Origin of the sequence: Selenomonas sp. CM52 (assembly GCF_000292955.1) — a bacterium.
GTDB lineage: Bacteria > Bacillota > Negativicutes > Selenomonadales > Selenomonadaceae > Selenomonas.
This window is the reverse complement of record NZ_ALNM01000020.1, coordinates 83026-109302: the sequence shown is the minus strand read 5'-3', so window position 1 is coordinate 109302 and position 26277 is coordinate 83026. Positions and strand designations below refer to the sequence as shown.

Here is a 26277-nt window from a genome sequence, read left to right as displayed (position 1 = left end):
GCGACAGCCCCTTGTTATTTAGAGACGTGCTATTTCACATCCCCTTTTCCTGTATCATTTTGCATCCGCACTCTTTTCGCGCGGCTTGTCGATCCAGTCCGTGACGGGAAAGAGCGTCGAGGAAAAGTTCGCCTCGTCCATCAAGCGGTCAAGCTCGAAGAGCGCGAGGATGCGCGCCGTGCCGCTTCTCGTGTACTCGCCGTTGTAGCTGCGCGAAGCAGGCAGGTCGATGACGAGATCGCGCGCGCGGTCGTAGCCGATGAGCTGCAGGCTGACGTAGCTGTGCAGGATGAGATCGCCCTTCCAGTTGCGATAGGAGGACTCCCCGTAATTTGTGACGACGAAACCCGCGATGTAGTCGGCATCCGTCGCCTTCGCGGCTTCGCGCACACGCTCCTCAAGCTTTCCCTTGCCGTCGTAGATGATCTTCATCGCCTGCTGCACGCCGGCGTCGTCTGCATAGACCACGGCGCGCAGCGTCTCATTGAGCGGCACATGAAAGTCGCGCACGAAGCGCGACTTCATCTCCTCGATGATCTCGGGCGGCATCGAGCGCGGCACGACGGGACGCAGCAGCACGATATGACGCTGGCCGACCGGCGCGGAAAGCATCTCCTTTCCGAACGCCGCCTTTGGGTCGGCCGCGCTTTCCGCTGAAGATTTTGCGTCAGACCCCTTTTCGGCGGCTGCAGCCTTGGCAGCCGCATTCTCACTGGCTGCGACCTTGACGGCAGAAGCTGCCGCACTCTCTGCTGCATTTGCAGGCAAAGGAAGAACCGCCGTGAGAAGGGCGAAAAGAAGAACGCGCGTCAGAATCCTTGCAAGACCGTGCCGCATGGCATTCTCCTTAGTTCTTCGATGAGGAATGCTCGCCTTCGGATGCCGCGACGACGACGGCGACAGCGCCATCGCCCGTGACGTTGAGGCATGTGCGGATCATGTCGAGGATGCGGTCGATGCCGGCGACGAGGGCAAGGCCTTCAAACGGCAGCTGCGCCGCCTGCAGAACCATCGCGAGCATGATGAGGCCCGCGCCCGGCACGCCTGCCGTACCGATGGAAGCGAGCGTACCCGTGAGGACGATCATCGCCATCTGCTGGAACGTGAGATCGATGCCGAAGACGTTCGCGATGAAGAGCGAGCACACGCCCATGTAGAGCGCCGTGCCGTCCATGTTGATCGTCGCGCCCAGAGGCAGGACGAAGGACGAGATCTTGCGCGAGACGCCGAGCTTCTCCTCGCAGTTCTTCATGTTGACCGGCAGCGTGCCCGAACTCGAACACGTCGTGAAGGCGAGCATCATCGCTTCCGACATGCCGCGGAAGAACTTCACGGGACTCATCTTGCCGAAGACGGAAGCCATCGTCGAGTAGACGAGAACCGCGTGGATGACGCTGCCGATGAAGGAGCAGACGATGACGGAAAGGAGCGGCAGCAACACCTTCGGCCCGTTCTTTGCGACGACGGGCAAAAGGAGCGCGAAGACGCCGTACGGCGCGAACGACATAATCATGCCGATCGCCTTGTAGCAAACCTCGGCGCAGGCGTCAAAGAAGTGGATGAGCTTCTCGCCGCGTTCGCCGCCGACCTGCGTGATGGAAACGCCAACGAAGAGCGCGAAGATGATGACGGGCAGGATGTCGCCCTTCGCCATCGACGCGACGGGATTCGTCGGGATCATGTTGACGAAGACCTGCATGATGGACGGCGCTTCCTTCACCTCGGGCGCCGTGCCGCTCATCTCAAGCCCTACGCCCGGATGAATGACGCCCGCGACGGCGAAACCGATGACGATGGCGACCGCCGTCGTAAAGAGGTAAATGCCGACGGTCTTGGCGCTGATGCGCCCGAGCGTCTTCGTGTCGCCGAGGCTCGTGACGCCGACAATCAGCGACGAGAAGACGACGGGCACGATCATCATCTTGATGAGGTTGATGAAGATCGTGCCGATCGGCGCGATCCACCAGTTGATGAAGCCGATGTACTCTTCTCCCACGGCAAGTCCGACGACGACCGCGAGGATGAGCGAGATGAAAATGCGTACAGAAAGATTCAAGGTTTCCACACCCTTTCATAAAATATAGATATTAGGAGCAATTCCTCCAAGAGGGTTTCTCTTGGAAAAGCGCGGAACTGTCTTATGTCCACTTCATTATAGCAAATTCTCCCGCTTGCGTCTAATCGACCGAGAATACCATCGTGCCGCGCCTTGCAGGGCAAACCGCCTAGCTTGGAGGCGTCTCAGGACGGTGACTCTTTCTCTCAGGCGATATTTACGCCCGTGACGCCCTCGATGCGGCTGACGGCTTCGGCGAGCGCGACGCCCTTGATCTTCGCGTGGTTGAAAAGCTCGAATTCCAGCACAAGAGCATGGTCACTGTCATGCGAGCGCATCGTCTTGACCGTATGCACGGTGAGGCTCATATCCTCCAGGCACTCGTTGATGTGTACGATCTGGCCGGGCAGGTCGCGTGTGAAGACCGTCAAGAGGATGTGGTTATCGTGCAGCACCCACTCGTCGATGCGCGAAAGCGCGCCGAGCGTCACGAAGACGAGTCCCGTCGCCAAAAGAGCCGCCGTGTAGTAGCCGCCGCCGACGGCGAGGCCGACGCCCGCGACGACCCAGAGGCAGGCGGCCGTCGTCAGGCCCGTGACCGTCAGCCCCTCCTTCATGATCGCACCCGCACCCAAGAAGCCGATGCCGGAGACGACCTGCGCCGCAAGGCGTGCGGGATCGGCGTTCGTCCTGCCCTCGACGCTCTGGTAGATCGCCGTCGAGATGAGCATGACGAGGCACGAGCCGAGGCACACGAGCATGTTCGTGCGAAGCCCCGCCGACTTGCGGCGCGACTGCCTCTCATAGCCGATGACGCCGCCGAGAACACACGAGAGCGTCAGCCGCAAGAGTATTTCCCATTCGGATACCATAGGGCCTCCTTCCAAGATGGATGTGCTTAGGGAAGCGCTGATAAAATGAAGTCGCCAGATGTGCGAAGATGGGGGGGCTGAATTTATCAGTGGTTCCCTAGAACTTATCCCCAGATTTGTCCACTTTGTGCATAAACCCTGTGGAAAAGTCGCTGATTTCGCAAGAAAAATCAACCATCAGCCGCTCTGTACAGAACTTATCCACAGGATTGTGGACAGTGTGGATAATGAATCAGGCGCAAGATATGTCCGTGCCGTTTGGAAAAACGGCCGCCTTCCCGTGTACAATCCCGCCGTCTTTTTCTATAAACGTGTATCAGATGATACCGATGAAATGTTGCACGATGAGCGAGACGACGGCGACGGCGATCCAGCAGAAAAGCCCGAGCGTGATGGGGCGCACACCGTTCTTTAAGAGCGCGGCGAAGTCCGTGTTGAGACCGATGGCGCTCATGGCGAGCACGATGGCGAACTTGCCCGCTTCCCCGAGGAAGTGCGAGAGCGCTTCGGGCAGGATGCCCGTCGTATTGACGATGGAAGCGACGACAAACCACAGGATGAACATGGGGAAGATGCGCTTGAGGCTGAATCCCTTTCCCTCCGCCTTGGAATCGCGTGCCGCGAAGAGCGCGAAGGCAAGGCACACGGGCACGATGCACAGCGCACGCGTGAGCTTGACGATCGTCGCATAACTGCCTGCCTCGTGGCTGTAGGAATAGCCGGCCGCAACGACGGACGAGGTATCATTGATCGCCGTGCCCGCCCACATGCCGAAGCCGAGGTCACTCATGCCCATGAAGTGCCCGAGGAAAGGGAAGATGAAGACGGCGATGACGTTAAAGAGAAAGATCGTCGAGATCGAAAAGACGATATCCTTGTCCTTCGCGCCGATGACGGGCGCGACTGCCGCGATGGCCGAGCCGCCGCAGATTGCCGTACCCGCGCCGATGAGCGTCCGCGCATCACCCTCGACGCCCAAGAGCCTGCCCGCGCCCCAGGCGACGAGGAATGCCGTCGCGAGCGTCGACGCCATGACGGCGAGTGACTGCGAGCCGACCGACAGAACATGGTAGAGGTTCATCTCGAAGCCCAAGAGGATGATCGCATACTGCAGGATCTTCTTGCCCGTGAAGCTGATGCCCGCCTCGAAGTTCTTCGGACGCGCAAGGCGCGCGAAGCACATGCCGAGGAGGATGCCGAAGACAGGCCCGCCGATGATGGGGAAGAACTTCCCGAGAACGTATGCGGGGACGGCGAAGAGCAGAGCGTAGGCAATGCCTCGCAAATACTCGCTTTTCATGATGGAAAAACATCTCCTTTGACTGGGAAAACCAAGCGGTCAAGCCGAAGGCAAGACCGTGCAGCTTGCAAAAGTCGCCGCATGATTCGAAAAATGCGGCATCTCCTTTAGTGTACTATGAAAGTCCAAGAAGTCAAGCCCAAGGACGACTTATGTCGCAAGATATTCTCAATAAAACTTCTCATCGCAGTTTTGTAGAAAAATGTGCAAAAATATATTATGAAATGCAGAAAAACGTACGAAAAGGGCTTGTGGAATACAGAAAAACGTGCAAGAATACAGTTATATTATGAAGAAAATCGTGATGCTTGTCCTGCATGAAGTCCTGCTCCCTTTGGGGGCTTGCCTTTCCCGTGGCAGGACAACGAAATCGAACGAGGAAGGAGGCGTTCCGCATGAAGCGCAATGCCATGGCCGCCTTGCAGCAGTGGAAAGACAGCAAGCATCGCAAGCCGCTCGTCTTGCGGGGAGCGCGGCAGGTCGGCAAGACCTGGCTCATGAAAGAATTCGGCAGGACCGCATATGAAGACTTCGTCTATTTCAACTTCGACGAGGACGAGGCGCTCAAGTCCATCTTTGAAACAAACAAAGACCCGCATCGCATCGTCGAACTGCTCTCTCTGATTGTGAACAGGAAAATCGAGCCGGAAAAGACCCTGCTGATTCTCGATGAAATTCAAGAATGCCCATCAGCGCTGAACGCACTCAAATACTTCAAGGAAAAAGCGAGCGACTATGCGACCATCGCGGCGGGCAGCCTGCTCGGGACGCTCCTTGCCCAGCCGAAGTCGTATCCCGTCGGCATGGTCAATCTGCTCGATCTCGGGCCTTTGACCTTCGATGAATTTCTTGCCGCGACGAATCCGGCGCTTTACGCTTATTACGCGGGCATACAAAAAGGGCAGCCGATTGAGGAAATCTTCCACAACCGTCTGCTCGAGGCCTGCGACCATTATCTGATCATCGGCGGCATGCCCGAATGCGTCGCGTCCTGGCAGGAAGCGAAGGATCCCTTGCAGATCGCACGCATCCAGCATGAACTCGTCGAGATTTACGAAAACGATTTTTCCAAGCATAACGGCAAGGTCAACAGTGCGCGCATCCTCTTGGTCTTCCGAAGCATCGTTTCCCAGCTCGCCAAGACGAACGAGAAGTTCATGTACGGCGCCGTGCGCACGGGCGGCAGGGCGCGTGATTTTGAGGAGGCCATCGAATGGCTCGTTTCGGCAGGAATTCTCAGCCGCGTCTGCAATGTTTCCAAGATGGAGCATCCCCTCGCGACTTTCGACCGGCTCGACCAATTCAAGCTCTTCCTCTTCGATACGGGGCTGCTGAAGCACATGGCGGGCGTCGACAACGGTGCGATTCTCCTCAAAAGCGACTTCCAATTCAAAGGGCCGCTGACAGAGAACTACGTCCTGCAGCAGCTTCGCAGTCAATTCCCGCTCGCGCCGCGCTATTACGCCAACAAGAACAGCGAGATCGACTTCGTGCTGCAAAACGGCATGGAGATCGTGCCCGTGGAAGTCAAGGGCGGAAAGCGCAAGGCGGCGCCGTCGTTCAAACGCTATATCGCCACCCGAGCGCCGCAGTGTGCACTGCGCTTTTCCCGGCTCGGCTATCAAAAGGACGGCGCCATCACGAACCTACCCCTCTATCTTGCAGCAAGGGCAAAAGACTTTTTATAATTACGGAATCTCATAGCGGCGAAAGCGCGCGGCTTCTTCTTCGCTCAGACGGACGCGGACGCGCGTGCCGCGCTCGTCGTAGTCCGTCTGAAGCACCCGCCCCGCCTCGTGCAGGCGCGTGACGGCTGCGTTCTCCGTAAACGGGATGTGAAGCGTAAGCTCGACCTCGCCCGTGCGGAAGCATGAGGCGATCTTTTCCTGCAGGTCGGCAAGCCCCGCGCCCGTCCTCGCAGAGATGGCGCAGCCCTCGCGGCCGCGCAGGAGGCGCAGGACGGCGGGCGGTAAAGGCGCTTCTTCCAAGGACGGAATCTCTCCTCTGGAAAATCCGTCCGCCGCATCACCCCCCGCTGCCTCGTGCCTCGCATCGTCTGCCTGATCGACATGCGCCGCTGCGTCGCCTCCGCCCGTGCCGCCTGCGCCGTTCGTCAGGCGATCGAGCTTGTTCAGCACATAGAGCATGGGCTTTTCGGCGACGCCAAGTTCCTTAAGAACCTCAGTGACAGCCTCGATCTGGAACTCGGCAGCCTCGTTCGACACATCGACGACATGCAGCAGAAGGTCGGCCTCGACGACCTCCTCGAGCGTTGCGTGAAAGGCCTGCACGAGCGTATGCGGCAGCTTCTGAATGAAGCCCACGGTATCGGTCACGAGGATTTCGCGGCCATCCGCGAGCCGAAGAGATCGCGTCGTCGGGTCGAGCGTCGCAAAGAGCTTGTCCTCGGCAAAGACATCTGCGCCCGTCAAGGCGTTCAAGAGCGTCGACTTGCCGGCATTCGTATAGCCGACGAGGGCGGCGACGGGGATGCGCGCGGCGCGGCGGCGCTCGCGATGCAGCAATCGCTCCTTCTTGAGCCGCACGATCTCGCCCTCGATGTCATGGATGCGCCGACGGATGCGACGACGGTCTACTTCGAGCTTCGTCTCGCCGGGGCCGCGTGTGCCGATGCCGCCGCCGAGCCTTGAGAGCACGAGTCCCTGTCCCAAGATGCGCGGCAAGCTGTACTTCATCTGCGCCAGCTCGACCTGCAGCTTGCCCGCCGCCGTGCGCGCTCTCTGCGCGAAGATGTCGAGGATCAGCGCCGTGCGGTCGAGGATCTTCACGCCGAGCGCCATTTCGAGATTCCTCTGCTGCGACGGCGTAAGCTCATCGTCGAAAATGACGAGCGTCGCACGCTCGTTCTGGATGAACATCGCCATCTCCTCGACCTTGCCGCGTCCCAAAAAGAGCGCCGTATCGGGCTTCGCCTTCTTCTGGATGAACGTGCCGACGACGGTCGCGCCCGCCGTGCGTGCAAGCTCCGCCAGCTCGGCGAGCGAATCCTCCGTCGTCCACTGAGCGCAGGTCATGGGCGCATCGATCCCAGCGAGCACGGCGCGTTCCTCCTCATCGTCCGTCGCCTGCGTACGCTCCCTAGAAAGACGCTTGTTGATGCTCTGGATGAGCGGCGTCAGGCGGATGCGGTTCAGATGATCGGCACGCACGGGGCCGAAAAGCTGCACTTCGAGCGTTCCGTCCTCTTCCTTCTCGCCCGTGAAGAAGCCGAGGCAGCCGACGCTCTCGCCCGCGAGCCGCCCGATGGCCGCCATCGCGTCGAAGCGCAGGCGGCGAAGCGACGAGATGTCGGGCTCGCTGAGCTCCGTATCGCCGCTCGGATGCGTATGGATGCAGCGCACGCCCGAAAGACGCACCTCCGAGCGGGCATCGACGGCGGGCAGATCGACCGTCCACGTGCTGCCGACGGAAATTTCGATGATGCGCCCCTTGCGGTCGACGTAGACGGCGACTTCGCGCCCGATTTCCTCCGTGACGGCGATGAGCCTCTCGTTCAGCTCCTTCGTCGAAAGCTGCCCGACCGGCACGCTCAGATCGTAGAGGCTCTGCAGTTCTCGCATGATATGCGGCTTGAGATTCTGAATCTCGCCCTGGATTCTTTTGCCCTTCATGACGCCTCCTTCTGTCCGATGACCATTCTCGTCCGTATTGTGCATCCATTGTCTGTATGCTACACTGTAAGCGCTGCCTCCCCCATACCGGCAGAGGAAGGGGGTGCGCCTTATGGAGCTTGTGACATCTTTCTTGCTATCTGTCACGGCAAGCGTAGTCGCTTACTACCTCTGCAAACGGTTGGACAGATAGCTGACTGGCAGCCAACCTAGGGTCTAAGCCACCCGAACCAAACGGCATAGAAAAGCCCCCGACTTTGTCGAGTTGTTGGGGGCTTTTCCTTTGCGCCTCATAGAGGCAGACATCTTTCTTGCTCGGCTTCAGTTTATCATATCCACCACGCCCTGTCTATCCCCCTTCAGAAAAAAGTACGCCTCACCCTCGATTGACGATATTCTGGATCTGCTTGAGCGTGATGGAGATCGTGCCGTCTTCGCCGCGGCGGAATTCGACGAATTCCGTGTTGTCAAAGTAGTCCGTCGGGATCACAAGCTCGATGCCCGTATCCGTTTTGAGCTTATGATTCTTCATCTTCTTGAGGATGGATTCCTTGTCCATCTCCACGGGCGCAGCGAATCCCGCTTCCTCGATCACCCGCTCGTAGTCCGCCTGCATGGCGGGATTGCCCTTGAATACCTCTCGGCCAACTTCCAAGGGATTCACTGCATCCTTTTCGGCAAGCTCGCCCGCGACGAAGGATTTGACGGCAGCCGCCGTCTCCACGGCATCACCGCCGTAGGCCTCAGCGACCTTCTTCGCCGTATCGCTCGCCTTCTTCAAAGCCTCGCGCGCCGAAGGCGCCTGCCCGCATTCCAAGACAAGCTCGGGCAGGACGAAGATGGCGTTGCCGTCGACGCTGTAGCGCTTGGCACGCACATGGACGGCAAGCGTCGCGAGATCGACGAAGGCGAACTCGTCCATCGTCGCCGAAGCGCTCGGCAAAAGGGAGCCGCATGCCGAAAGCTCCGCCGAAAGCCCGCCCTCCGTATCGACGACGGCGGGTGAAAAGCCCGCATGGCTGCGGCAGAGGAAGACGATGAGCTCGCGCCGCTCATCTTCGTGCACTTCGAGCACGAAGAGCAGCATGCTCGCCGCCTCCGCCGCATGGGAAAACGCACGCAGAAAGGATTCCGCCAGCGTGCGCGAAAAGGCAAGGAAATCTTTCTCGCCCGCAAGATAAGCGGCGATTTCCTTCCTGCACTCGCTGTCCTCGTAAAATGTCCCCGCCTTCTTGTCGGGACTTTTGCGGCTCTTCTCAATATGCGTGAGAAGATATTCGCTCGTCTCACCCGTAAGCGGCAGCTCCGCCGCCGAAAGAAGCGAAGAGCCCGCCGCGTCGAGAATATGAAGCGCCGCCTTGTCGATTGTGGTCATATTGCACCGCCTGTTCTGTCAAAGAAGCCCGATGATTTTCGTACAATCATGCCATGTTGCGCCCTTATCTTCGCATTGTGAAATAGAGCGTCTGGTCGAACCGCCGCTCTGGACGCAGCCGCTCTATGAAACCATCCAAGATAATTTCGTGCAGAATCTCACGTCCGAGCATGAATTTGGGAAGTTGCTTTACATCGACATACCGCCGCCATAGGGAAGCTTCAACGGCAAATTCTTTGTCCGTTTGATTGCCGAATGCCATTTGCCGATAGATGTCATTGACATGAATTTTCCCTGATCTGCCAAGTTCCCACAAGCAACGGGCAAGTTTTGCGGCGGCTCGCATACTGCGTGACATACCCCTGTTCCCATCGACCTTTGCCTTGTCGATGAAGAGACGCGAGAACGCATAATCGCTCCATACGACAAGGCAGAACGCTTTTTCATCCAACAGGGGCGATTGCCCTTGCGTCCTCCAGATCGGTTCCATAACGAGCGGACGCTGCTGTTTGAAAAATCTCTCCTCAAACTTGTCGAGCGCCTCACAAAGAGCACCCGTCTTATGCGACATCTCAAAAGTATTGTCCCATGATTGGATAGACGAACATGCGTCTTCAAATATTTCGCGGATTTCCGCATGATTTTTCTTGAGTGCATCGAACATGCCGAAAGCGCAATAACTCGTTGTTGCAGAACGAACGACCAATTCGCATCCCCATTGCGACTGCGGCTTCTTGCTGCTATTGGAGGTCGGAAGAACCGTCAGCTTCACCTCCAAGGGGGCGAGAGGCGTATCATTCAGATCTTTTACCACAAGATCGATCCCATCGATTTTGTCAAAAGAATAGGCCTGGTACGGCTCAAAGATCGATTCAAAGCAAAAATTCAAAGATTCTGGCGTAAGAGCGCCGCAACGAAACAAATCACGAACGGAAATTTGCGTAGATTGAACAGCCAGCCCGCCGTTTGCTTTGGCAAGCGTTACATAGAGTGCAGGAAGGTTCTTTGCCATCATATAGTTTGCCATTGCCGTTGGGAAACTGGAATTGAAGCAGTTTTTGCTCCAATGCTGCTCCATGTTCCGATTGGAATGCACGATGCCATACAACCCTGATTCATGTTTCATGAACATCACCTATCTTGGAAAAATTGACGTCAAATATTGACGTCAATGATTGCTTACGTTAAAATAAACACAGCGACTTGTGGAAAGCGTTAAATTCATCAACGTTTCCTACAGCAGTATACCATGTTTCAACTGCGTTTAGAAAGGTTCAGTATGCGTATTGTAGATTTATTTGCAGGGTGCGGCGGCTTGTCCAAGGGTTTCCAAAATGCAGGATTCCAGATTGTTGCCGCCTTTGAATTCTGGAACAAGGCTGCCGAGTGCTATGCGTTGAATTTTTCCCATCCTGTTTTTACGACGGATCTCTCGAACATAGAGGAAGCTGTGGGAAAAATCCAAGATTTACAACCGAACATCATCATCGGAGGACCTCCGTGCCAGGATTTTTCTCATGCGGGAAAGCGCGTCGAAGGGAGTCGCGCGGGATTGACAGAGGCGTATGCGGAAATCGTTCGAGCGGTGCGGCCAAAATATTTTGTCATGGAAAATGTCGATCGCGCCAGGAACAGCTGCGCGTTCCGAGAGGCGCACGCCGTTTTCAAGCAGCTTGGATACGGACTCACCATGATGGTGCTGGACGCTTCGCGCTGCGGCGTGCCGCAAAAGCGGAAGCGCTTCTTCTGCATCGGCGAAATGGGAGGAGCGGACGATTTTCTGCGCGAGCGGCTTCTTGCGGGGCAGTCCTCGAAGGATATGACTCTTCGCGATTACTTTGGTGCGGCTTTGGATTTTGAATTCTACTATCGTCATCCGCGCAACTATTGCCGAAGAGCCGTATACTCCATTGACGAGCCGGCGCCGACCATGCGCGGCGTCAACCGTCCCGTGCCAAAAGGGTATCCGGGGCATCCCAATGACGCCTGTCCTGTCGATGAGAACGTGCGAGCGCTGACGACGCTGGAGCGCTCCTTGATCCAAACCTTTCCCGCCGACTATCATTGGTGCGGCTCGAAAACCGACATGGAGCAAATGATCGGCAACGCCGTTCCTGTCAAATTGGGCGAGTACGTCGCCCGTACTTTGAAAAACTACATCGAACGTAAAAACGTCGTTTACAAGCAGCCTGTGGAATTGACCTTTCAGTTTGCCGAGACGGGATTCAGGCAAGACTTCTCGGAATGGCTGGTGGAGAAGATGCGTCTCGCCCGACGCACGGCCGGCGACATGGCCTCGCGTGTCAAACGCGCACATTCCATTCGCCTGATGGACGCGGGCGAAGAAACCGTTCTTTATCTGCATCGCTTGTCGCAATGTCCGGAATTCCGGAATCTATCTCCTTCCGTTCGCTCGCAGATCAAACGCGCCGTGGCGCTTTACGACGAGTATCTGCGCGCGACCTCCTACGACAGAGCCGAAGTCCCGCCGCGATACGGCTCGCATTGTTCGTAAGATGGACGTCCTCACGCCGGAAAGCCGGCGCAAGGCGATGCAGAGCGTCAAGAGCTGCGACACGAAACCTGAGATCATGCTCAGAAAGGCGCTTTGGCACAGGGGGATTCGCTATCGGAAAAACTGGCGGGCGCTTCCCGGCACGCCGGACATCGCGCTGACACGTCAAAAAATCGCCGTTTTCGTGGACGGCGATTTTTGGCATGCGCGGGGACATGAGGAAAATCCTGGCGAGCAGATTGCATCGCGGCAGTCGTACTGGAAAAAGAAGCTCTCCCGCAACGTCGAGCGTGACAAGGAAGTCACGGACGCCTTGACGCAGCTTGGCTGGCTCGTGCTCCGCTTCTGGGAGTCTGAGATAAAGGCCGATGTCGAGGCCTGTGCGAATGCTATTTTGCAATATTGCTGACTGCTTCTGGCATATTGCAGAGTGAAGCCATGTGCACAAAGAGCCGATTTCCGAGACTTTTGCACTGTTCATAGTGGAAACTTAAAAATTTTGAGGATTTTTTGCCATGCATAAAGGATTTCCAATCATCGACGGGGAATTAAAGCAAAAGGGTTTTCTCTGCAGAGCGTACAGCAGAGAGCGGGCGGTCGTGGATTCGCCCCGCACACGATACAGCGATTCCAGGGAACGGGAGAGATTATGCCATGGAAAAGGAGCATGTGACAACAGGCAGGAAGGTATACCTGGGCAATCATTCCATTGAATATGAAGCGTTCATCGCCGAGCCGCGCCTGATCGAGGTCGATCCGATGGAGTGGCAGAAGTATATGTCGGAGCAGGCGAAGCGGCGCTTGAAGAAGGCGGAGGCGAAGGCGCGCAAGAAGGCCGAGGCGGAAGAGGCTGCACGTCGAGCGGAAGAGGAAGAGCGAAAGCGCGAGGAAGAAGCGGCGGCCAGGGCAGCGGCCGGAGAAGATGCCTCTGCCGAGGAATCGCCCGAGGATGTTGCCGCACGCATCGCGGGAGACAGGACGCAGGCGCAGGCGGACATCCTGGATATCGCCAAGCATACGGTTGAGGATGCTCCACAGGCGGAAGACGTCGCCTCGCGCATCGAGCGCGAGCGGCGCGAGCGTCAGGCGGCGCTCCTCGACTTGGCGAAACAGCAGCAGCAGTTGGCGGCAAAGCGAAGCTGATGATCGAAAAGCGGCTTTTGCAAACGGAGCGCTTGGACTTTTCTCAACTCAATATACGCGCAAATGCTCACTTTGCAGGGATTGTGCGCGCCTCTTACATGAAAAGTCCATCGGTCTCCCCCTCAGGCTTGACCCCTTGGATTTTTACGGTAAATCGTCAGAAAATCTTGACAAGTCAAACCATTTGCTGTATAATGAAGGCAAGCAAAGGGGGAAAAAGAGGCCGGCGGATGAAGTGACCGGTACCTGCGCTTGACGGGGGCAGTCAAAGGAAGCCTCCGAATACTCGGAAAGGAGGAGAATCCGATGGGACGGTGAGTCTCGAAAAAAAGTCGGATGAGAAGTGAATGACGAAAGAATCGTGCCTGAACGAATAACCGCCGCGCGAAAGCGCGGCGGTTATTCGTTCTTTGCGTTTGCGTCAATACATCGCAGCAATCCGGGCAGGCACAGAGCGATGGCCGCCATCTTTTCGCATGTTCGGCCATGCGCGTCCAAAGCGGTTCAATCCCACTTCGCTATGCCAGCAGTTCGCCGAGATTTTTCATGATCTTCACATGCGGCAGCGCCTCGAAGGCGGCTCTTTCCGTCGTGCCCGTGAGCACGGCGGCGAAGTCGACGCCGGCCGCCTGCGCCGCTTCGGCGTCGACCAAGTTGTCCCCCGTGTAGATGACCTCGGACTTTGCCGCGCCGAAGCGGCGGCAGGCGGCGAGAATGCCTTCGGGCGAGGGCTTGAACGTCTCGACGTCCTCGCAGCCGATGACGAAGTCGAGAAGATGCGTGACATTTTCAGCGATGAACTTCTCCATGATGCGATGGCGCGTCTTCGTCGAGATGATGGCGGTCTTCACGCCTGCCGCACGCAATTTTTCGAGGAGCGGCAGCGTCTCGGGATAGAAATGCGTATTCGGCGTCATTTCCTTGTCGGCCTCCTTGCGATAGCTGACGAGGAAACGCTCACATTCCGCCGCCTCCTCGATGCCCGCAATGCGGCGGATCGCTTCGTCCATCGGCAGGCCGATCGTGCGGCGGATCGCCTCATCGGGCACGTCGTCGTAACCGAGCCGCTTGAGTGTCGTATGAAAGCAGCCTGTGATGCCCTTCTCCGAATTTGCGAGCGTATAGTCGAAATCAAACAGATAATAGCGGTATTTCATTCATTCACCTCAAGATCTTTCTGCAGCCGCTTCTTCCTCGGGGTACTTGACGCCCCAGGCCGCCCGCAGCTTCGTCATGACCTCCATGACGCCCCGCGTATAGTCGAAGCGCATCTCGTTTCCTTCCCCGCGGACGGCGCGCTCCATCGCGAGAACCTCGTAATCGAGCGCTTTTTCCGTCTCGCCCGCCGCAACATCTTCTCGGCGTCCATCCGCCGCCCAGATGATGGAAGCACGGTCGGCACGCGGATAGTCGCAGATCTCGATATAAGCGTCGTCGAAGGAGAAAACGGCTCGCTTGGGCTGCTTGGCATGAAGGGACAGCGTGATGGCGGCCATTTCCTCGACGCCGTTCTTAAGCACGATGATCGCCTGCTCGTCGACGCCGCTCGGTGCAAGACGCGCCCGAGAGACGATTTCCTCAGGGTTTTCCGCAAAGAAAAAACGTGCGCAGGACAAAGCGTAGACGCCGATGTCGAGGAGTGCGCCGCCCGCGAGACGGAGATTGAAGAAGCGGTTTTCCATATCGTAAGGCTTATAACTGCCGAAGCTCAGCTGCGCGAGACGAAGCGAGCCGAACTCGCCCGCCTCGATGCGCGAGGCGAGCGCACGATAGAGCGGCATGTGGTAGATCGTCATCGCCTCAGCGAGGACGAGTCCCTTCTCCTCGGCGAGAGAGGCCGCCGTCGCAAGCTCGTGCGCATTGAGCGTGATGGCCTTTTCCGCGAGTACATGCTTGCCGGCGGAGAGCGCCTGCATGATGTAGGGCGCATGCGTATTGTGCGGCGTCGAGATGTAGACGATGTCAATGTCCGGGTCGGCAAGAAGAGCCGCCGGCGTATCGTACGCTTTTTCTATGCCGAACTCTGCCGCGAAGTCCCTCACCTTCTGCGGCGTGCGCCCCGCTGCAGCGCAGAAGCCGCGTCCGAGTCGCTGCAGTGCCTGCGCCATTTCACGCGCGATCGTGCCGCAGCCGATCGTCGCCCAGCGGCAGGTTCTCTTCTTTTCCATAACGTACACTCCTTCAAGCGAGCATTTCCAACAAGCGTGCAATCCATAGTCCGAGCGGCGTGCCGATGATGTGTCCAAGGATCGCCAGGAATATGCCGACGGGGATCAAAGCGCCGGAATACAGGCTCGCGAGAATCGGCGCTGATGCTGCGCCGCCGATATTCGCCATCGAGGATATGCACAGCGTGAACATGTCGAGCCGGAAGATGCGTGCGATCAATGCCATGAGAAGGAAGTGCACGCCGAGGATGATGAAGCCCGCGAGCACCCAGGCGGGTGCATCGCCGAACTGCAGCAGGGATGTGCGCGAGGCGATGAGCGCGATGAGCGAGTAGAGCATCACGTTTGCAACCTCCATGGAGCCGGCAATGCGCCCGAGCGGAGAAAAGGCGGCGATGAGTCCGGAGGCTGCAATGAAGAGAATCGTCCAGATGGACTGCGTGAGAAAGGGCATGGCAACGTAAAGCAAGGGGCCGAGATCTGCGCCAACGGAGGAGACGAGGAGCGACGTGCCAAAGATCAAGAAGATTCCTTGAAAAGAAATCTCTCCCGTCCGCCTCGCATCATCGTCCTCGATCGCCTGCGATACGGCGTCCAGCTTCGCCGTATCCACTCCCATCCAGCGATTGAAGCGCGGGGCAAGCGTGACGAGCCAGAAGAGGAACAGGACCCAGATCGTATAGTCGATAGAGTCGACGATGAACGCACCTTCCATGTCGATCGTTGGAATGTGCAGCGCGGTCTGAATCTCCATGATATTGTCGTAGCCGCCGATCCATGAGCCGGAGAGTGCACCGAGCGTCATCCACGCGTTAGCGCCGAGATGATCCTTCATGGCGAGGAAGGCGACGACGAACCCGGCGGCGATCGTGACGGTCGCAGAGAAGAAGCCGAGGAGCATGCGCGGCCCGATGCGAAAGATCTTGCGGACATCCGAGCGCAGGAGCATCGTGAAGATCATCGCATAGGTCAGGAGCGCCGAAAGCTCGCGATAGACGGGCTTCGTTGCCGCCATGCTCCAGACGCCGAGCGTAGCGAGCAACATCGAACCGATGTATATGAAGACGACGCCGGGGACGAAGCGAAAGACCGCCCACCCCGTCACCCTTTCGGCAGCAAGAATCACAGACGCGAAGAACACAAGGACGGAGACATAGGAAAGCCCGTCGGTGATCATCAAATCCCTCCTTTTTTGCAAAAGCGTCGGTATACAGAACTCCCTGCCAGTATACCATAAGGAAAGCGCCCGGACTACTCGCCTTTCGTACAAATCCAAAAAAAGCGCCGCACAGGCGCCTCTTTTGGTCAAGTATTGAGAATCCATGCGCCCCCCGCACATGCGGGAGGCATACCAAGCAGCATCAAGAAAGTACGGGAAACTTCAACATCGCCGAGCAGCGCTTCCTTGAAAGTCTCACTGCAGGTTGATTCCGTGAATCTCTTCGGCGAGACGCTTCAATGCTTCGACCGTGCGCACGCCCGGCGTGATCTCCGAGAGTTTCACCTTGAGAAAATGGTTTTCCTTGACAGCCTTGACATTCGCAAGCTGCGGATTTTCCTTGATAGCGGCGACCTTCTTCTGGAAATCGTCGTCGTTCCGTATGCCGTTGCTGTAGTCGGCAATGATGATGTACTCGGGATCTGCAGCGACCACGCTTTCCCATGTCGTCGCCGCCCATGTCTTGTCAACGCCGGCATCCGCCATGACATTTTCCGCGCCGATGAGCTTCAGGATGTTCGTCGTGTAGCCCTTGTAAGCGGTGAACGGCTTGCCGTCGGAGGCATCGTAGATGAACACGCGCTTTTTCGGCAGATCCTTGATCTTTTCCTGCACGTCTGCGAGGATCTTCTTCTGCCCGTCGACCCATTCCTGCGCCTTCGGCTCGACACCAAAGATCGCGCCAAGCTTCATCATATCGTCAAACACGGTATCGAGGTCAGCATCGAGCTTCTGCATCGAGGACGGGACATAGATGGGCACGCCCTGTGCCGTAATCGAATCTGCAGGAATGCCGCGCTTCGTGAAAGGCACCTCCCAGCCCGTTGCGAAATCGGGCTTTTCCGCCATGAAGGTTTCGTAGGACGGCCACTTTTCCGCGAGCACCTTGACCTTGTCATAGGATGCCTGCAAGGGCGGGTAAATGTCTTCCTCCTTCATCGCCGTGCCGACCATCTTGTCCTCAAGGCCGAGCGCGAGCATCATTTCCGTCGTCGCCTGCGACATCGAGATGGCGCGGCTCGGCGCCTTTTCCACCGAAGCCGTCACTTCCTTCCCGTCAAGCGTTTCCGTCCATTTGACGGGATAGCCCGCCGCCTTTCCTTCCCCCGCCTTCTTGGCGTCATTGCCACAGCCGGCGAGCGATGCGAGGAGCAGAGCGGCGAGTCCCGCCGCAGCCGTCTTCTTCAGCCATTTCTTCATAAAGATCCTCCTTTGATATATATCCTTGCCGCAGCGCTTGCCGCGACCATACGACTCATACAAGGAACCGCTGAATGTATCAGTGATTCTTCAATAATTCAAATAGACGCGCCCGTTCTTCTCAAATCGCACGAAGGGAACGCCGAAGATCTCTTCCAAAAGCTCCGTGCGCATAACGGCGCCCGTCTCCCCTTCTTCTCGTATGCGACCGTCTTTCATGACGACGACGCGGTCGGCATACTGGGCGGCGAGCGACAGGTCGTGCAACACGAGGACGATAGTGCCGCCGTAGGCGCGCAGCGTGTTCATGAGCGCGACCTTGTAGCGGACGTCGAGGTGGTTCGTCGGCTCGTCCATAAGGATGAGTTCCGGCTTCTGCGCGAGAACCTTGGCGATCATGACGCGTTGGATCTCGCCGCCCGACATGCTGCCGATGCGGCGCTTCGCCATCGCCTCAATGCCGACCTCGCGCATGGCAGTGCGCGCGATCTCGTAGTCGGCTCGCGTGTAGTCGCGAAACTGCCGCTTGTAGGGGAAGCGCCCCATGACGACGACGTCCTCGACAGCGAAGTCCGCGATGGTTTCGCGCTGCTGCGGCAGCATTGCCGCCTTCAAGGCGTAAGCGTGCGGCGAAATCTCGCTGATGTCTTCGCCGCAGAAAAAAACGTGACCGGGCGCAGCACGATTCTTCCCGAGGAAGGACATCAAGGTGCTTTTTCCCGATCCATTTGCACCGAGGATCGCCGTGATCTTTTCCGCAGCGAAATCGACGGACACATCATCGAGAATCGTTTTTGCGCCGACCGCGAAAGACAAGTTCCTGACCGAGAGCATGTCAATAGCCTCCGTACTTGCGGCTGATGATCCACAGGAACACGGGCGCACCGAGTCCCGCCGTCAAGATGCCGATAGGAAGCTCTTCGGGGCGGAAGGCGCTTCTCGCGAGCACATCGGCCCAGACGAGGACAATGCCGCCGAAAAGAGCCGTGAACCACAGGAGCACGCCGTGCTTCGGCTCGCCGAAGAAGCGCGCCGCATGAGGGATGATGAGCCCGATGAAGCCGATGATGCCCGAGAGCGCCACGACGACCGCCACGACGGCGGACGAAAAGAGCACGATGAGCCGCTGCAGGCGCATGACGGACATGCCGAGATGACGCGCTTCCTCCTTGCCGAGCAGGAGGATGTCAAGCTCATGGCGCAAGAGGTAGATGAAGAGCATGAGCGCCGCGAGCGACGCCGCCATGACAGGCACCGCCTTCCACTGGATGCCCGTGAGGCTGCCCATGAGCCAGAACATGGCGCTTCGCACCTGCGCCTCGTCCTTCGCCCCGTAAATCGCGAGCATCGTCAGGGCGGAAAAGAGCGCCGAGACGCCCATTCCCATGAGAACGAGGCGCACGGGGCTGCCGCCCCTCCCCGTCAGAAAGATCACGAGCGCCGTCGAAAGCGCCGCGCCGAAAAAGGCGCCGACGTAAATGCCATAGCCAAAAAGCTGCTGCGCCAGTCCCGAGACGATGCAGACGACGGCGCCTGTGCTCGCTCCCGCCGAAACGCCGAGAATATAGGGGTCAGCAAGATAATTCTGCGAGACCGTCTGCATCAAAAGCCCCGTGAGTCCCAAAGCGGCTCCGGCAAGCGCCGCGAAAAGGATGCGCGGCAGGCGGATGTCGAAAAGAATCATCGCATTCTTCGACGACTCTCCCGAAAGAGCCGCAGAGATCTCGGCGAAGAGCGTATCCGTCGGCAGCGTCACCGAGCCGAACCCCAACGCGAGCACAATGCTGCAAATGAGCACGAGAAGCAAGAAAGCCGCACGCAGTTTCAATGATTTCATCGGTATCCTTTCGTGTTGCCAAGCATCGAAGTCCTATCGCTTGGCAGAACGCTCCGCTGTCTTTAACGGCGGAGCGTATACGTTTCATTTCGCTAAGCTTAATCATACCTAAGAAGAATAGTCTTGTCAATGCGAACGTGTCGACAGCACATACTTGCGCCCGCGCTTCTGCCCGACAGCTCGCAGCCTGCCGTCCTCTGTCAGTCGCTTGAGCAACACATAGGCATAATTGTCACTGACGCGCAGGAGATCGGCAGCTTCTCCTCGTGTAATGCTGCCCTGTGCCTGAACGTACCGCAGGATGAGTTCGGGCTGACGTACTTCTTCGATGCCGGCCTGGCGAACATAGGCAGCGGTTTCATTCGCTGCCGCATACATTTGAGCACTGAGCATGTAACTGCGGTTTTTTCCGCTTCCCTTCGCTTCTATCACTCCATTCTCAACCATACGTTCAAGGTTCGCACGGATGCGATGTTCGCTCAGATGTGTCATTTTCCCGAGATCGGCAAACGTCAGGCGGCGTTCCATCTGCAAGGCCGAAAGAATCAGCAGGGCATGGATTGATGGCAGATTCCCCGTACGCTGCTGCTCATCTTGGATGAGCTTCATGAAAGCCAGATTCGGCTTGGCACGCGCAATAAAAACCCGTACGTTGTTCTCCGTTGTCTCGGAGTAATCGGGCCACGGACGACCGTAGATGATGGAACCCGCAAATATGCGATCAATGCCGCGCCCCGTACGCTCGGCAAGCCCTATGCGTTTCATAGCATCGGCAAGCGCCGGATTCCTGCCGCGCGGCGCAGCGGAAATGAGATTGCGCAAAGATATTCCTTCAATAAAGCCGCCGGGGTTTTCGATGGTCAGACCTTCTTCTGTAATTTGCACGAGCGTCATGCCGAGCTGTGCATAATCACGATGACAAAAAGCATTGACAAGCGCTTCGCGAAAAGAGGCGGGAGAAAATTCGGGAATAGCTGTGCGAAACAGCCCCTGCTCGATATCTCGTTCCGGATTCCACGCCTTGAAATATTCTGCATATTTCTCAAAGACGGCAAGCAACGGCAAGCGTGTCTGCTCATTCAATCGAATGGCAGAACCCTCAAGAACTTGAAATGCAGTCTGTGCCGTAGGGATGAAACGTGCAAGGCTTTCTTCCTTGCCGAGGAGAAGCAGTCCGGCAATGGTCGGCAGCATTCTCCCCTCATGCTCAACGGTCAAACGCAGGGCTTCCAAGAGTTCTTGATCCGACAGCTCTAAAAGCTCCGCCTCTCCATGTCGCTGGGCGATAATATGGCGTAAGTGCAGGATCTGGGCGCTGCTTAAGTCAGCGAAGTCAGCATTCGGTACCATTTGCGCAGAAAAATCGAAAGCGCCTAATTCAGATAACCGTATAGGAATCTCAAATGGATAGAGTGGCACATTTTCCGGAGATCCATCCGCCTTCAAGCGACGGCGCAAAATTTTTCCGCTGCCGGTAGCCACGATGCTGCGGCTTTTTGGCACATCGATGCGCAGGACGGGAATGCCGTCCACCCTGACGATTTCCGTGCGCACGGAAACAGAAGGAACCGTATTGTTTGCCACAAAAGCCATGACGGGAAGCACATCCATATGCGCCCCGTGAAGTCCCGTGATTTCTCCGTCATCTTCTACGCCTAGATATAATATGCCGCCATCCGTATTGGCCAATCCAACGACGGCATCGAGCAGAATGCTGTTCGATAAGCATTTCTTGTCGCTTTTAAACTCGACGGACAGACTCTCTTTCGCAGGAATCTTACACATGGGATCACCTCTTTATGGTTATTATATCAAAAATAACGATACTGTGGTTATTTTTTATCGCAGATAACCACAATATCGTTATTTGCAATGATCGCTTCCTTGACGAGCAAGCTATATCCGCGCTCCCGCAAAACCAAAGCCTCATCTATAACACAAAAAAAGAATCGGCAAACAGCCGATTCCTCACTTGTCGAGATGGTGGAGACGAAGGGGATTGAACCCTCGACCTCTCGGATGCGAACCGAACGCTCTCCCAGCTGAGCTACGTCCCCATGTCGTACTACGCAAGTATACTGCATATCGAAAGAAAATGCAAGAAAAAAATCATATTTTCCCAATATACCCAAGAAGGAAGAATATATTTCCCGATGAAGCAGGAGAATTTCATTAGAAGTCGAAGAAGATGTAGAGCTGAAGAACTATATTTGAGCGCAGAGATGCGGCAGGAATCGCAGCTCTGCAGGAAAGGACGTGAAACCATGAGTCTGACAAGAAAATGTCTGCTCTTTCTCCTGACCGTCTTGGGGTGTCTCCTCTTGGCGGGCTGCGGCTCTTCCGGTATCGGGGGATCGGGCAAGGTGATCTACGCGAACCACAACGATGCCGACGCCTTCGCCATGCAGCTCAAGAACACTTTTGCCGAGAAGGCGAAATCGGCAGGGCTTGATGTGGAATTCCTCGACGCCAAGGGCGACAGCAATCTGCAGATCGACCAGCTGAACGAGGCGATCAGCAACAAGGCGGCCGCCATCGTGCTCCTCGCGATGGACGGAACGAGCATCGTGCCTACGGTCGAGAAGGCGCGCGAGGCAGGAATCCCCGTCGTCATCATGAACCGCGACGTGAACGATCCGAAGGTGATCGGCTCGCTCTCCGACGACCGCGAGGCCGGCCGGATGCAGGGCGAGTTCATGGCAAGCCATCTGCCGCCGAACGCCAAGGTCGTCTACCTGATGGGCGAAAGTTCCCTGGGCGTCGCCGTCAAGCGTTGGGAAGGCTTCAAGGAAGCGTGCCTCGACAAGCGTCCCGACATCAAGCTCCTCGCTTCCGTCGACGGAAGCTGGAGCAAGTCGGAAGGAATGAAGGCCATGACGCTCTGGCTGAACTTCTTCCCCGAGATCAACGGCGTCGTCGCGGCAAACGATGAGATGGCCTTGGGCGCTATCCAGGCCTTGAAAGCGGCGAACCGTCTCAACGGCTGCCTCGTGACGGGCGTCGACGCTACGCCTGCAGGCCTCGCAGCGGTCGAAGCGGGCGAGCTTTCGCAGACGGTCAAGCAGGACGCCGATGGACAGGCGGCGGGCGCGGTCACGCTCGTCCAAGGCTTCCTAAGCGGCAAGGCTCCGACCGAGAGCCTTGACATTCCGTTCACGTCCATCACGCGCGAAAATGTCGCGCAGTTCGTGAAGTAAGGGGGCTGGAAAATATGAGCAATTTTACTTTGGGCAGCGAGATCCTGAAGGATTACAGCGTAAAGACGAAGGTTGCGATCCTTTCCGTCTTCCTCCTCCTTACCGTGGCGCTCGTCGCCGCTGTCGGCATCTATTCGAGCCATTCGGCAAAGCAGGCACTCGACGAGATGTATCACCACAACCTGATGACAACGCAGTATCTGAACGACGCGAACAATCGACTGCGCAGCATCACCGTCAATGTATCTTACATCGTGCAGCAGAACTTCACGCAGGAGAATCGTCAGATCCTCCTCGATGACATCGCGGGCAACCTCGCTGGCATCCGGCACGATGTGGAAGAAATCCAGAAGATGGAGCAGAGTGATCGCACGAAAGAAGCGCTCTCCGCGCTCGACAAGGATCTCGATGCAGCGGACGCCGCGGTCAAGGCCGTCAGCACACTCGGCACAGCACCCGAGGACAAGGCAGAAGCGTACAATCAGCTCTCCTCCCTGACGGCGATCGGCGCCAACATGCAAGTTCTGACGCCGGACAACGTGTTCCAGGGCAAGCAGCTCTTCGAGGCGAACAACATCCAGTATGCACGCACGCTGAAGATCTTCGCCGCGATCATTCTCATCAGCCTGATTCTCGGCATCGTCATGTCGCGCATCATCGCGGACAACATCTCGGCGCCCTTGAATACCTCAATCGACCACCTCAATGCCGTCGCGACGGGCGACTTGAACCGCGAGATTCCGGCCGCACTGTCGAACCGCGCCGATGAGATCGGCGTCGTCGTCAAGGCTCTGATGAAGATGCAGGGCTTCATGAAGCAGGTGCACGAGGAAGCCGAGAAGACAGACGCCGCCGTCGGCGAACTCGAAGCGATGATCAACGCAATGAACAACGAAACGCAGGACATGTCCGCCGTAACAGAGGAGATGTCAGCGGGCATGGAAGAGACGGCAGCCTCGACGGCGAGCATGCAGCAGGTCAGCGGCCACCTGAGCGAAGAGATCCAGCACACCGTGCAGGAAATGAAGAAGAGCGAGGCGTACACGTGCGAGATCGCCGGGCGCGCGACCGAGCTAAAGGCGAAGATGGAGCAGTCGCAGGAAGCTTCAAACCGCGTCTACGGCTCGACGAAAACCTCCGTGGAAGATGCCATCGAAGCCGCGAAGGTCGTGCAGGAGATCGAGACGCTCACGCAGGCCATCACGGACGTCGCCGAGCAGACGAACCTCCTCGCGCTGAATGCGAGCATCGAGGCCGCGCGCGCCGGCGAACAGGGACGCGGCTTCGCCGTCGTCGCCGGCGAAGTCGGCAAGCTCGCCGAGCAGTCACAGGAAACGGCAGAGAAAATCAAGAGCCTCACCGGCCAAGTCATGAGCGCGATGGAGGCCCTATCGAAGGGCGCCTTCGACCTCCTGCACTTCATCGATGAAGACATCCGCAAGGACTACGAACAGATGGACGAGACCGCCGTGCAGTACAAAGAAGACGCAGAATTCTTCCACAGGACGGCCAAGGGCAGCACGAAAAGCTCCGAAGAACTCCTCTCTTCCGTGCGCAACATGAACCAGTCGATGGACGAGATCGGACGCGCGACGCACGAGAGCGCCGACGGCAACACGCGCATCGCCGAGAACATCGTCGGCATGGCGGAACGGTACGCCGACATCCTCGAAAAGGTACAGGGATTCAAGGAAGGCACGGAACGCCTCAAGAATCTTGTGACGGCCTTCTCCAAATGACGACAAGTTGGTAAATCTGCGAGGCGGAAGCTTGCTCTTTCAAAGCTGCCGCCTCGTTTTTTTCGTTGAAAAAGCGCAAGTAAAAAGACTGCCGTGCACCGAAGCGCGGCAGTCTTTTTGTGCGTGTAGTTTGCGCGAGTTGGAGTTGGTAAGGGACGCTTCTCAGAGCGCCTTGGCGACGGCCTCGCCGAGTTCCTCGCAGGCCTTCACGCCGTCGTCATCGGGCGCATTCTCGACGATCACGCCGTCGGAGACGAGCTTGGCGCCGGCAGCTTTCGTGCGCTCCGCCCAAGCCTCCATCCAAGCGCCAGCGCCCCAACCGTACGAGCCAAAGAGGCCGACAGGAACGCCCGAGAGCTTCTTTTCCGCTTCCGTGAAGAACGGCTCAAACTCGTCCTCTTCCAAGACCTCGTCGCCCATGGCGGGGCAGCCGAAGAGGAAGCCGTTGTAGTCGGCCATCTTGTCCGCGCTGAAATCGCTGACCGTGAAGAGCTCCGCCTCTGCGCCGCCCTTTTTCGCGCCCTCAAGGACGGCTTTCGCCATCTCTTCCGTGTTGCCCGTGCCGCTCCAATATACAACCGCTACTTTTCCCATGTCAAAGACCTCCTGATGATTTTTTCTTGCTGCAAAGAACCGCTGACCGTCCCTGCGCGCTAGACCGCTTCCAAAAGCTCCGCCATCGGCGTGCCGCGCCCCAGACGCGCACAAAGACGCTCCGTGCAGTCCGTATATCGCTGGAAGAGAGCGCGCGTCTCCTCCTCGTTCGCGTAGACCTTCCAATAGCCCGCGCAAGCGAAATCGCGCCCCTTGTTCTCAATGAAGCCCTCCACGTCCTCCGCCGGATAGCCGAGGAAGAGGCCGACCTCATGTGGGAAACTCTTCTGGAGTTGGATGCGCATGGAAAGATACTCCAAATGCGCTTCGATCGCATCACCTGCACGGTAGCCGAATCGCGCCAGAAGCGCAAGCACCGCCGGCTGCTCCAAGATACGTTCGAGGAGCTTCCTGCGGTAGAATAGCATGAGGACATACTCCTCGCCCTCCGTCAAGCGGACGGGCGTGATGCCTTTGCACTCGAAGCATGTCGCATACGATTCAAGAAGCGCATCGAAATCCTCGAAGCGGCTCTTCTGGAAAGAAACAAGGCTCGCAGGCTTGATCCCCGCGAACGTCGGCGCACAGTGGAAGCAGAGCATACGCTCGAAACCATCCTTACCCAAAATCATCACCTCCAGCAATGTATGTATAGGATAGCATATACGGTAATGATTTTCAATATAAAAATAAAAGTTTTTTGCCCAAGGCGATCGACAAGCATCCCACCCTTTCCGGCGCATACGAAAAGAGCGGCTCTGCACCATCCTTCCACGGTGCAGAACCGCTCTCCGGGCATCCCTATGACCCTATGACGCCGCCTCGCGCCAGAAAGGCACGGAAAGACTCAAAGCGACTTCGCCAGCGCTTCGCCAAGCTCCTCGCATGCCTTGATCCCGTCGTCATCGGGCGCATTCTCAACGACAAGGCCGTCGCTTACAAGCTTCGCGCCCGCCGTGCGCACACGCTCCGCCCACGATTCCATGAAGGCGCCGCCGCCCCAGCCGTATGAGCCGAAGAGTCCGAGCGGCACCCCCGAGAGCTTCGACTCCGCTTCAGCGAAGAACGGCTCGACATAGTCCTCCTGCAGCTCCTCCGAACCCGTCGCCGGGCAGCCGAAGAGGAAGCCGTCATAGCCTGCCAGATCGGCGACCTTGAAATCCTCGAAGCGCTTGAGCTCCGCGTCCGCGCCGCCTTTCTTCGCGCCCTCAAGGACGGCCTTCGCCATCTCTTCCGTATTGCCACTGCCGCTCCAATATACCACCGCAACTTTTTTCATGAAAAAACCTCCCATGTTCTCTTTGTCAAAGATTTTACAAATAATCATTCTCATATCAATATAGCATTTTTATCTGTTATCGTCAACTTCGCCCAGCCCTTTTAGATTTATATATAGGAGTTTCGATGTCGTTCATATACATACTATAGTC

The 26277-nt window shown here is 57.4% G+C and carries 23 protein-coding genes and 1 tRNA gene; 6 read left to right on the top strand and 18 right to left on the bottom strand.

Translation table 11 applies throughout. From position 1 onward, the window contains the following. Positions 1-54 precede the first annotated feature (54 nt). The 4 genes from HMPREF1153_RS04930 to HMPREF1153_RS04915 all read right to left on the bottom strand — a co-directional run bounded on the left by HMPREF1153_RS04930 (position 55) and on the right by HMPREF1153_RS04915 (position 4228). Positions 55-837: a hypothetical protein gene (locus HMPREF1153_RS04930; RefSeq protein ID WP_009645830.1), complete on the bottom strand. Its 783-nt coding sequence runs from the start codon at positions 835-837 to the stop codon at positions 55-57. A gap of 10 nt (positions 838-847) precedes the next feature. Beyond that, the gene (locus HMPREF1153_RS04925) at positions 848-2065 is read right to left on the bottom strand and encodes a dicarboxylate/amino acid:cation symporter (protein WP_009645813.1); all 1218 of its coding nucleotides are present in this window, start codon (positions 2063-2065) and stop codon (positions 848-850) included. A 197-nt stretch (positions 2066-2262) separates the two neighbouring features. Further along, positions 2263-2928, bottom strand: coding sequence for an MgtC/SapB family protein (locus HMPREF1153_RS04920; protein ID WP_009645834.1), 666 nt, complete (start codon positions 2926-2928; stop codon positions 2263-2265). A 316-nt stretch (positions 2929-3244) separates the two neighbouring features. Next, positions 3245-4228 carry a YeiH family protein gene (locus HMPREF1153_RS04915; protein WP_009645749.1) on the bottom strand — a complete coding sequence of 328 codons (984 nt, stop codon included), beginning with the start codon at positions 4226-4228 and terminating at the stop codon, positions 3245-3247. Between the two features lie 395 nt (positions 4229-4623). Between HMPREF1153_RS04915 and HMPREF1153_RS04910 the strand changes: the two genes are divergently transcribed. After that, positions 4624-5916: an ATP-binding protein gene (locus HMPREF1153_RS04910; protein ID WP_037369880.1), complete on the top strand. Its 1293-nt coding sequence runs from the start codon at positions 4624-4626 to the stop codon at positions 5914-5916. Here the strand turns inward: HMPREF1153_RS04910 and hflX are convergent, their stop codons facing one another. The 3 genes from hflX to HMPREF1153_RS04895 form a co-directional block, all read right to left on the bottom strand. Next, positions 5917-7860, bottom strand: coding sequence for a GTPase HflX (gene hflX, locus HMPREF1153_RS04905; RefSeq protein WP_009645841.1), 1944 nt, complete (start codon positions 7858-7860; stop codon positions 5917-5919). A gap of 376 nt (positions 7861-8236) precedes the next feature. Next, a complete protein-coding gene (locus HMPREF1153_RS04900) occupies positions 8237-9235 on the bottom strand; it encodes a nucleoid-associated protein (protein WP_009645788.1) in 999 nt (332 codons plus the stop codon). A gap of 64 nt (positions 9236-9299) precedes the next feature. Further along, positions 9300-10361, bottom strand: a complete 1062-nt coding sequence (locus HMPREF1153_RS04895) for a HindVP family restriction endonuclease (protein ID WP_071530758.1) — start codon at positions 10359-10361, stop codon at positions 9300-9302. A 153-nt stretch (positions 10362-10514) separates the two neighbouring features. Here HMPREF1153_RS04895 and HMPREF1153_RS04890 point away from each other — a divergent pair, with 153 nt between their 5' ends. The 3 genes from HMPREF1153_RS04890 (at position 10515) to HMPREF1153_RS04880 (ending at position 12893) form a co-directional block, all read left to right on the top strand. Then, the gene (locus tag HMPREF1153_RS04890) at positions 10515-11750 is read left to right on the top strand and encodes a DNA cytosine methyltransferase (protein ID WP_009645845.1); all 1236 of its coding nucleotides are present in this window, start codon (positions 10515-10517) and stop codon (positions 11748-11750) included. Between the two features lies 1 nt (position 11751). Then, on the top strand, positions 11752-12159 hold the full coding sequence (locus tag HMPREF1153_RS04885) for a very short patch repair endonuclease (protein ID WP_009645768.1): 408 nt from the start codon (positions 11752-11754) through the stop codon (positions 12157-12159). 245 nt (positions 12160-12404) lie between these two features. Next, the gene (locus tag HMPREF1153_RS04880; RefSeq protein ID WP_009645820.1) at positions 12405-12893 is read left to right on the top strand and encodes a hypothetical protein; all 489 of its coding nucleotides are present in this window, start codon (positions 12405-12407) and stop codon (positions 12891-12893) included. Positions 12894-13411: 518 nt separating this feature from the next. On the opposite strand, the gene HMPREF1153_RS04875 is transcribed toward HMPREF1153_RS04880, so the two are convergent. The 8 genes from HMPREF1153_RS04875 to HMPREF1153_RS04840 all read right to left on the bottom strand — a co-directional run bounded on the left by HMPREF1153_RS04875 (position 13412) and on the right by HMPREF1153_RS04840 (position 21374). Continuing rightward, entirely contained in the window at positions 13412-14050 is a 639-nt protein-coding gene (locus tag HMPREF1153_RS04875; protein WP_009645780.1) for an HAD family hydrolase, read from the bottom strand. A 9-nt stretch (positions 14051-14059) separates the two neighbouring features. Continuing rightward, positions 14060-15061 carry a Gfo/Idh/MocA family protein gene (locus HMPREF1153_RS04870; protein ID WP_009645844.1) on the bottom strand — a complete coding sequence of 334 codons (1002 nt, stop codon included), beginning with the start codon at positions 15059-15061 and terminating at the stop codon, positions 14060-14062. Between the two features lie 13 nt (positions 15062-15074). Further along, the gene (locus HMPREF1153_RS04865; protein WP_009645880.1) at positions 15075-16238 is read right to left on the bottom strand and encodes a DUF819 family protein; all 1164 of its coding nucleotides are present in this window, start codon (positions 16236-16238) and stop codon (positions 15075-15077) included. Between the two features lie 237 nt (positions 16239-16475). Beyond that, complete coding sequence (locus HMPREF1153_RS04860; RefSeq protein ID WP_009645814.1) at positions 16476-17480, bottom strand: ABC transporter substrate-binding protein; 1005 nt, start codon at positions 17478-17480, stop codon at positions 16476-16478. Between the two features lie 90 nt (positions 17481-17570). Then, positions 17571-18314 (bottom strand): ABC transporter ATP-binding protein, encoded by a 744-nt coding sequence (locus HMPREF1153_RS04855; protein WP_009645775.1) that lies wholly within the window; start codon positions 18312-18314, stop codon positions 17571-17573. Position 18315: 1 nt separating this feature from the next. Then, on the bottom strand, positions 18316-19317 hold the full coding sequence (locus HMPREF1153_RS04850; protein WP_009645848.1) for a FecCD family ABC transporter permease: 1002 nt from the start codon (positions 19315-19317) through the stop codon (positions 18316-18318). Between the two features lie 126 nt (positions 19318-19443). Beyond that, positions 19444-21102 (bottom strand): RNA-binding domain-containing protein, encoded by a 1659-nt coding sequence (locus tag HMPREF1153_RS04845; RefSeq protein ID WP_009645795.1) that lies wholly within the window; start codon positions 21100-21102, stop codon positions 19444-19446. 196 nt (positions 21103-21298) lie between these two features. Next, positions 21299-21374, bottom strand: a tRNA-Ala gene (locus HMPREF1153_RS04840). A gap of 207 nt (positions 21375-21581) precedes the next feature. On the opposite strand from HMPREF1153_RS04840, the gene HMPREF1153_RS04835 reads away from it, so the two are divergent. Continuing rightward, positions 21582-22514: a sugar ABC transporter substrate-binding protein gene (locus tag HMPREF1153_RS04835; RefSeq protein WP_050992512.1), complete on the top strand. Its 933-nt coding sequence runs from the start codon at positions 21582-21584 to the stop codon at positions 22512-22514. 14 nt (positions 22515-22528) lie between these two features. After that, positions 22529-24253 carry a methyl-accepting chemotaxis protein gene (locus HMPREF1153_RS04830; protein WP_009645776.1) on the top strand — a complete coding sequence of 575 codons (1725 nt, stop codon included), beginning with the start codon at positions 22529-22531 and terminating at the stop codon, positions 24251-24253. A 162-nt stretch (positions 24254-24415) separates the two neighbouring features. Here the strand turns inward: HMPREF1153_RS04830 and HMPREF1153_RS04825 are convergent, their stop codons facing one another. From HMPREF1153_RS04825 to HMPREF1153_RS04815, 3 genes are all read right to left on the bottom strand, one after another. Then, on the bottom strand, positions 24416-24847 hold the full coding sequence (locus HMPREF1153_RS04825) for a flavodoxin (protein ID WP_009645842.1): 432 nt from the start codon (positions 24845-24847) through the stop codon (positions 24416-24418). Between the two features lie 59 nt (positions 24848-24906). Next, entirely contained in the window at positions 24907-25479 is a 573-nt protein-coding gene (locus tag HMPREF1153_RS04820; protein ID WP_037369876.1) for a DUF3793 family protein, read from the bottom strand. A gap of 215 nt (positions 25480-25694) precedes the next feature. Continuing rightward, positions 25695-26126: a flavodoxin gene (locus tag HMPREF1153_RS04815; protein WP_009645767.1), complete on the bottom strand. Its 432-nt coding sequence runs from the start codon at positions 26124-26126 to the stop codon at positions 25695-25697. Between the last annotated feature and the right edge of the window lie 151 nt (positions 26127-26277).

What these genes read in the sequence shown, in the direction of transcription:
- HMPREF1153_RS04930 (WP_009645830.1), bottom strand. Translation starts at nt 837, where the DNA reads ATGCGGCACGGTCTTGCAAGGATTCTGACGCGCGTTCTTCTTTTCGCC.
- HMPREF1153_RS04920 (WP_009645834.1), bottom strand. Translation starts at nt 2,928, where the DNA reads ATGGTATCCGAATGGGAAATACTCTTGCGGCTGACGCTCTCGTGTGTT.
- HMPREF1153_RS04915 (WP_009645749.1), bottom strand. Translation starts at nt 4,228, where the DNA reads ATGAAAAGCGAGTATTTGCGAGGCATTGCCTACGCTCTGCTCTTCGCC.
- HMPREF1153_RS04910 (WP_037369880.1), top strand. Translation starts at nt 4,624, where the DNA reads ATGAAGCGCAATGCCATGGCCGCCTTGCAGCAGTGGAAAGACAGCAAG.
- hflX (WP_009645841.1), bottom strand. Translation starts at nt 7,860, where the DNA reads ATGAAGGGCAAAAGAATCCAGGGCGAGATTCAGAATCTCAAGCCGCAT.
- HMPREF1153_RS04900 (WP_009645788.1), bottom strand. Translation starts at nt 9,235, where the DNA reads ATGACCACAATCGACAAGGCGGCGCTTCATATTCTCGACGCGGCGGGC.
- HMPREF1153_RS04895 (WP_071530758.1), bottom strand. Translation starts at nt 10,361, where the DNA reads ATGAAACATGAATCAGGGTTGTATGGCATCGTGCATTCCAATCGGAAC.
- HMPREF1153_RS04890 (WP_009645845.1), top strand. Translation starts at nt 10,515, where the DNA reads ATGCGTATTGTAGATTTATTTGCAGGGTGCGGCGGCTTGTCCAAGGGT.
- HMPREF1153_RS04885 (WP_009645768.1), top strand. Translation starts at nt 11,752, where the DNA reads ATGGACGTCCTCACGCCGGAAAGCCGGCGCAAGGCGATGCAGAGCGTC.
- HMPREF1153_RS04880 (WP_009645820.1), top strand. Translation starts at nt 12,405, where the DNA reads ATGGAAAAGGAGCATGTGACAACAGGCAGGAAGGTATACCTGGGCAAT.
- HMPREF1153_RS04875 (WP_009645780.1), bottom strand. Translation starts at nt 14,050, where the DNA reads ATGAAATACCGCTATTATCTGTTTGATTTCGACTATACGCTCGCAAAT.
- HMPREF1153_RS04870 (WP_009645844.1), bottom strand. Translation starts at nt 15,061, where the DNA reads ATGGAAAAGAAGAGAACCTGCCGCTGGGCGACGATCGGCTGCGGCACG.
- HMPREF1153_RS04865 (WP_009645880.1), bottom strand. Translation starts at nt 16,238, where the DNA reads ATGATCACCGACGGGCTTTCCTATGTCTCCGTCCTTGTGTTCTTCGCG.
- HMPREF1153_RS04860 (WP_009645814.1), bottom strand. Translation starts at nt 17,480, where the DNA reads ATGAAGAAATGGCTGAAGAAGACGGCTGCGGCGGGACTCGCCGCTCTG.
- HMPREF1153_RS04855 (WP_009645775.1), bottom strand. Translation starts at nt 18,314, where the DNA reads ATGCTCTCGGTCAGGAACTTGTCTTTCGCGGTCGGCGCAAAAACGATT.
- HMPREF1153_RS04850 (WP_009645848.1), bottom strand. Translation starts at nt 19,317, where the DNA reads ATGAAATCATTGAAACTGCGTGCGGCTTTCTTGCTTCTCGTGCTCATT.
- HMPREF1153_RS04845 (WP_009645795.1), bottom strand. Translation starts at nt 21,102, where the DNA reads ATGTGTAAGATTCCTGCGAAAGAGAGTCTGTCCGTCGAGTTTAAAAGC.
- HMPREF1153_RS04835 (WP_050992512.1), top strand. Translation starts at nt 21,582, where the DNA reads ATGAGTCTGACAAGAAAATGTCTGCTCTTTCTCCTGACCGTCTTGGGG.
- HMPREF1153_RS04830 (WP_009645776.1), top strand. Translation starts at nt 22,529, where the DNA reads ATGAGCAATTTTACTTTGGGCAGCGAGATCCTGAAGGATTACAGCGTA.
- HMPREF1153_RS04825 (WP_009645842.1), bottom strand. Translation starts at nt 24,847, where the DNA reads ATGGGAAAAGTAGCGGTTGTATATTGGAGCGGCACGGGCAACACGGAA.
- HMPREF1153_RS04820 (WP_037369876.1), bottom strand. Translation starts at nt 25,479, where the DNA reads ATGATTTTGGGTAAGGATGGTTTCGAGCGTATGCTCTGCTTCCACTGT.
- HMPREF1153_RS04815 (WP_009645767.1), bottom strand. Translation starts at nt 26,126, where the DNA reads ATGAAAAAAGTTGCGGTGGTATATTGGAGCGGCAGTGGCAATACGGAA.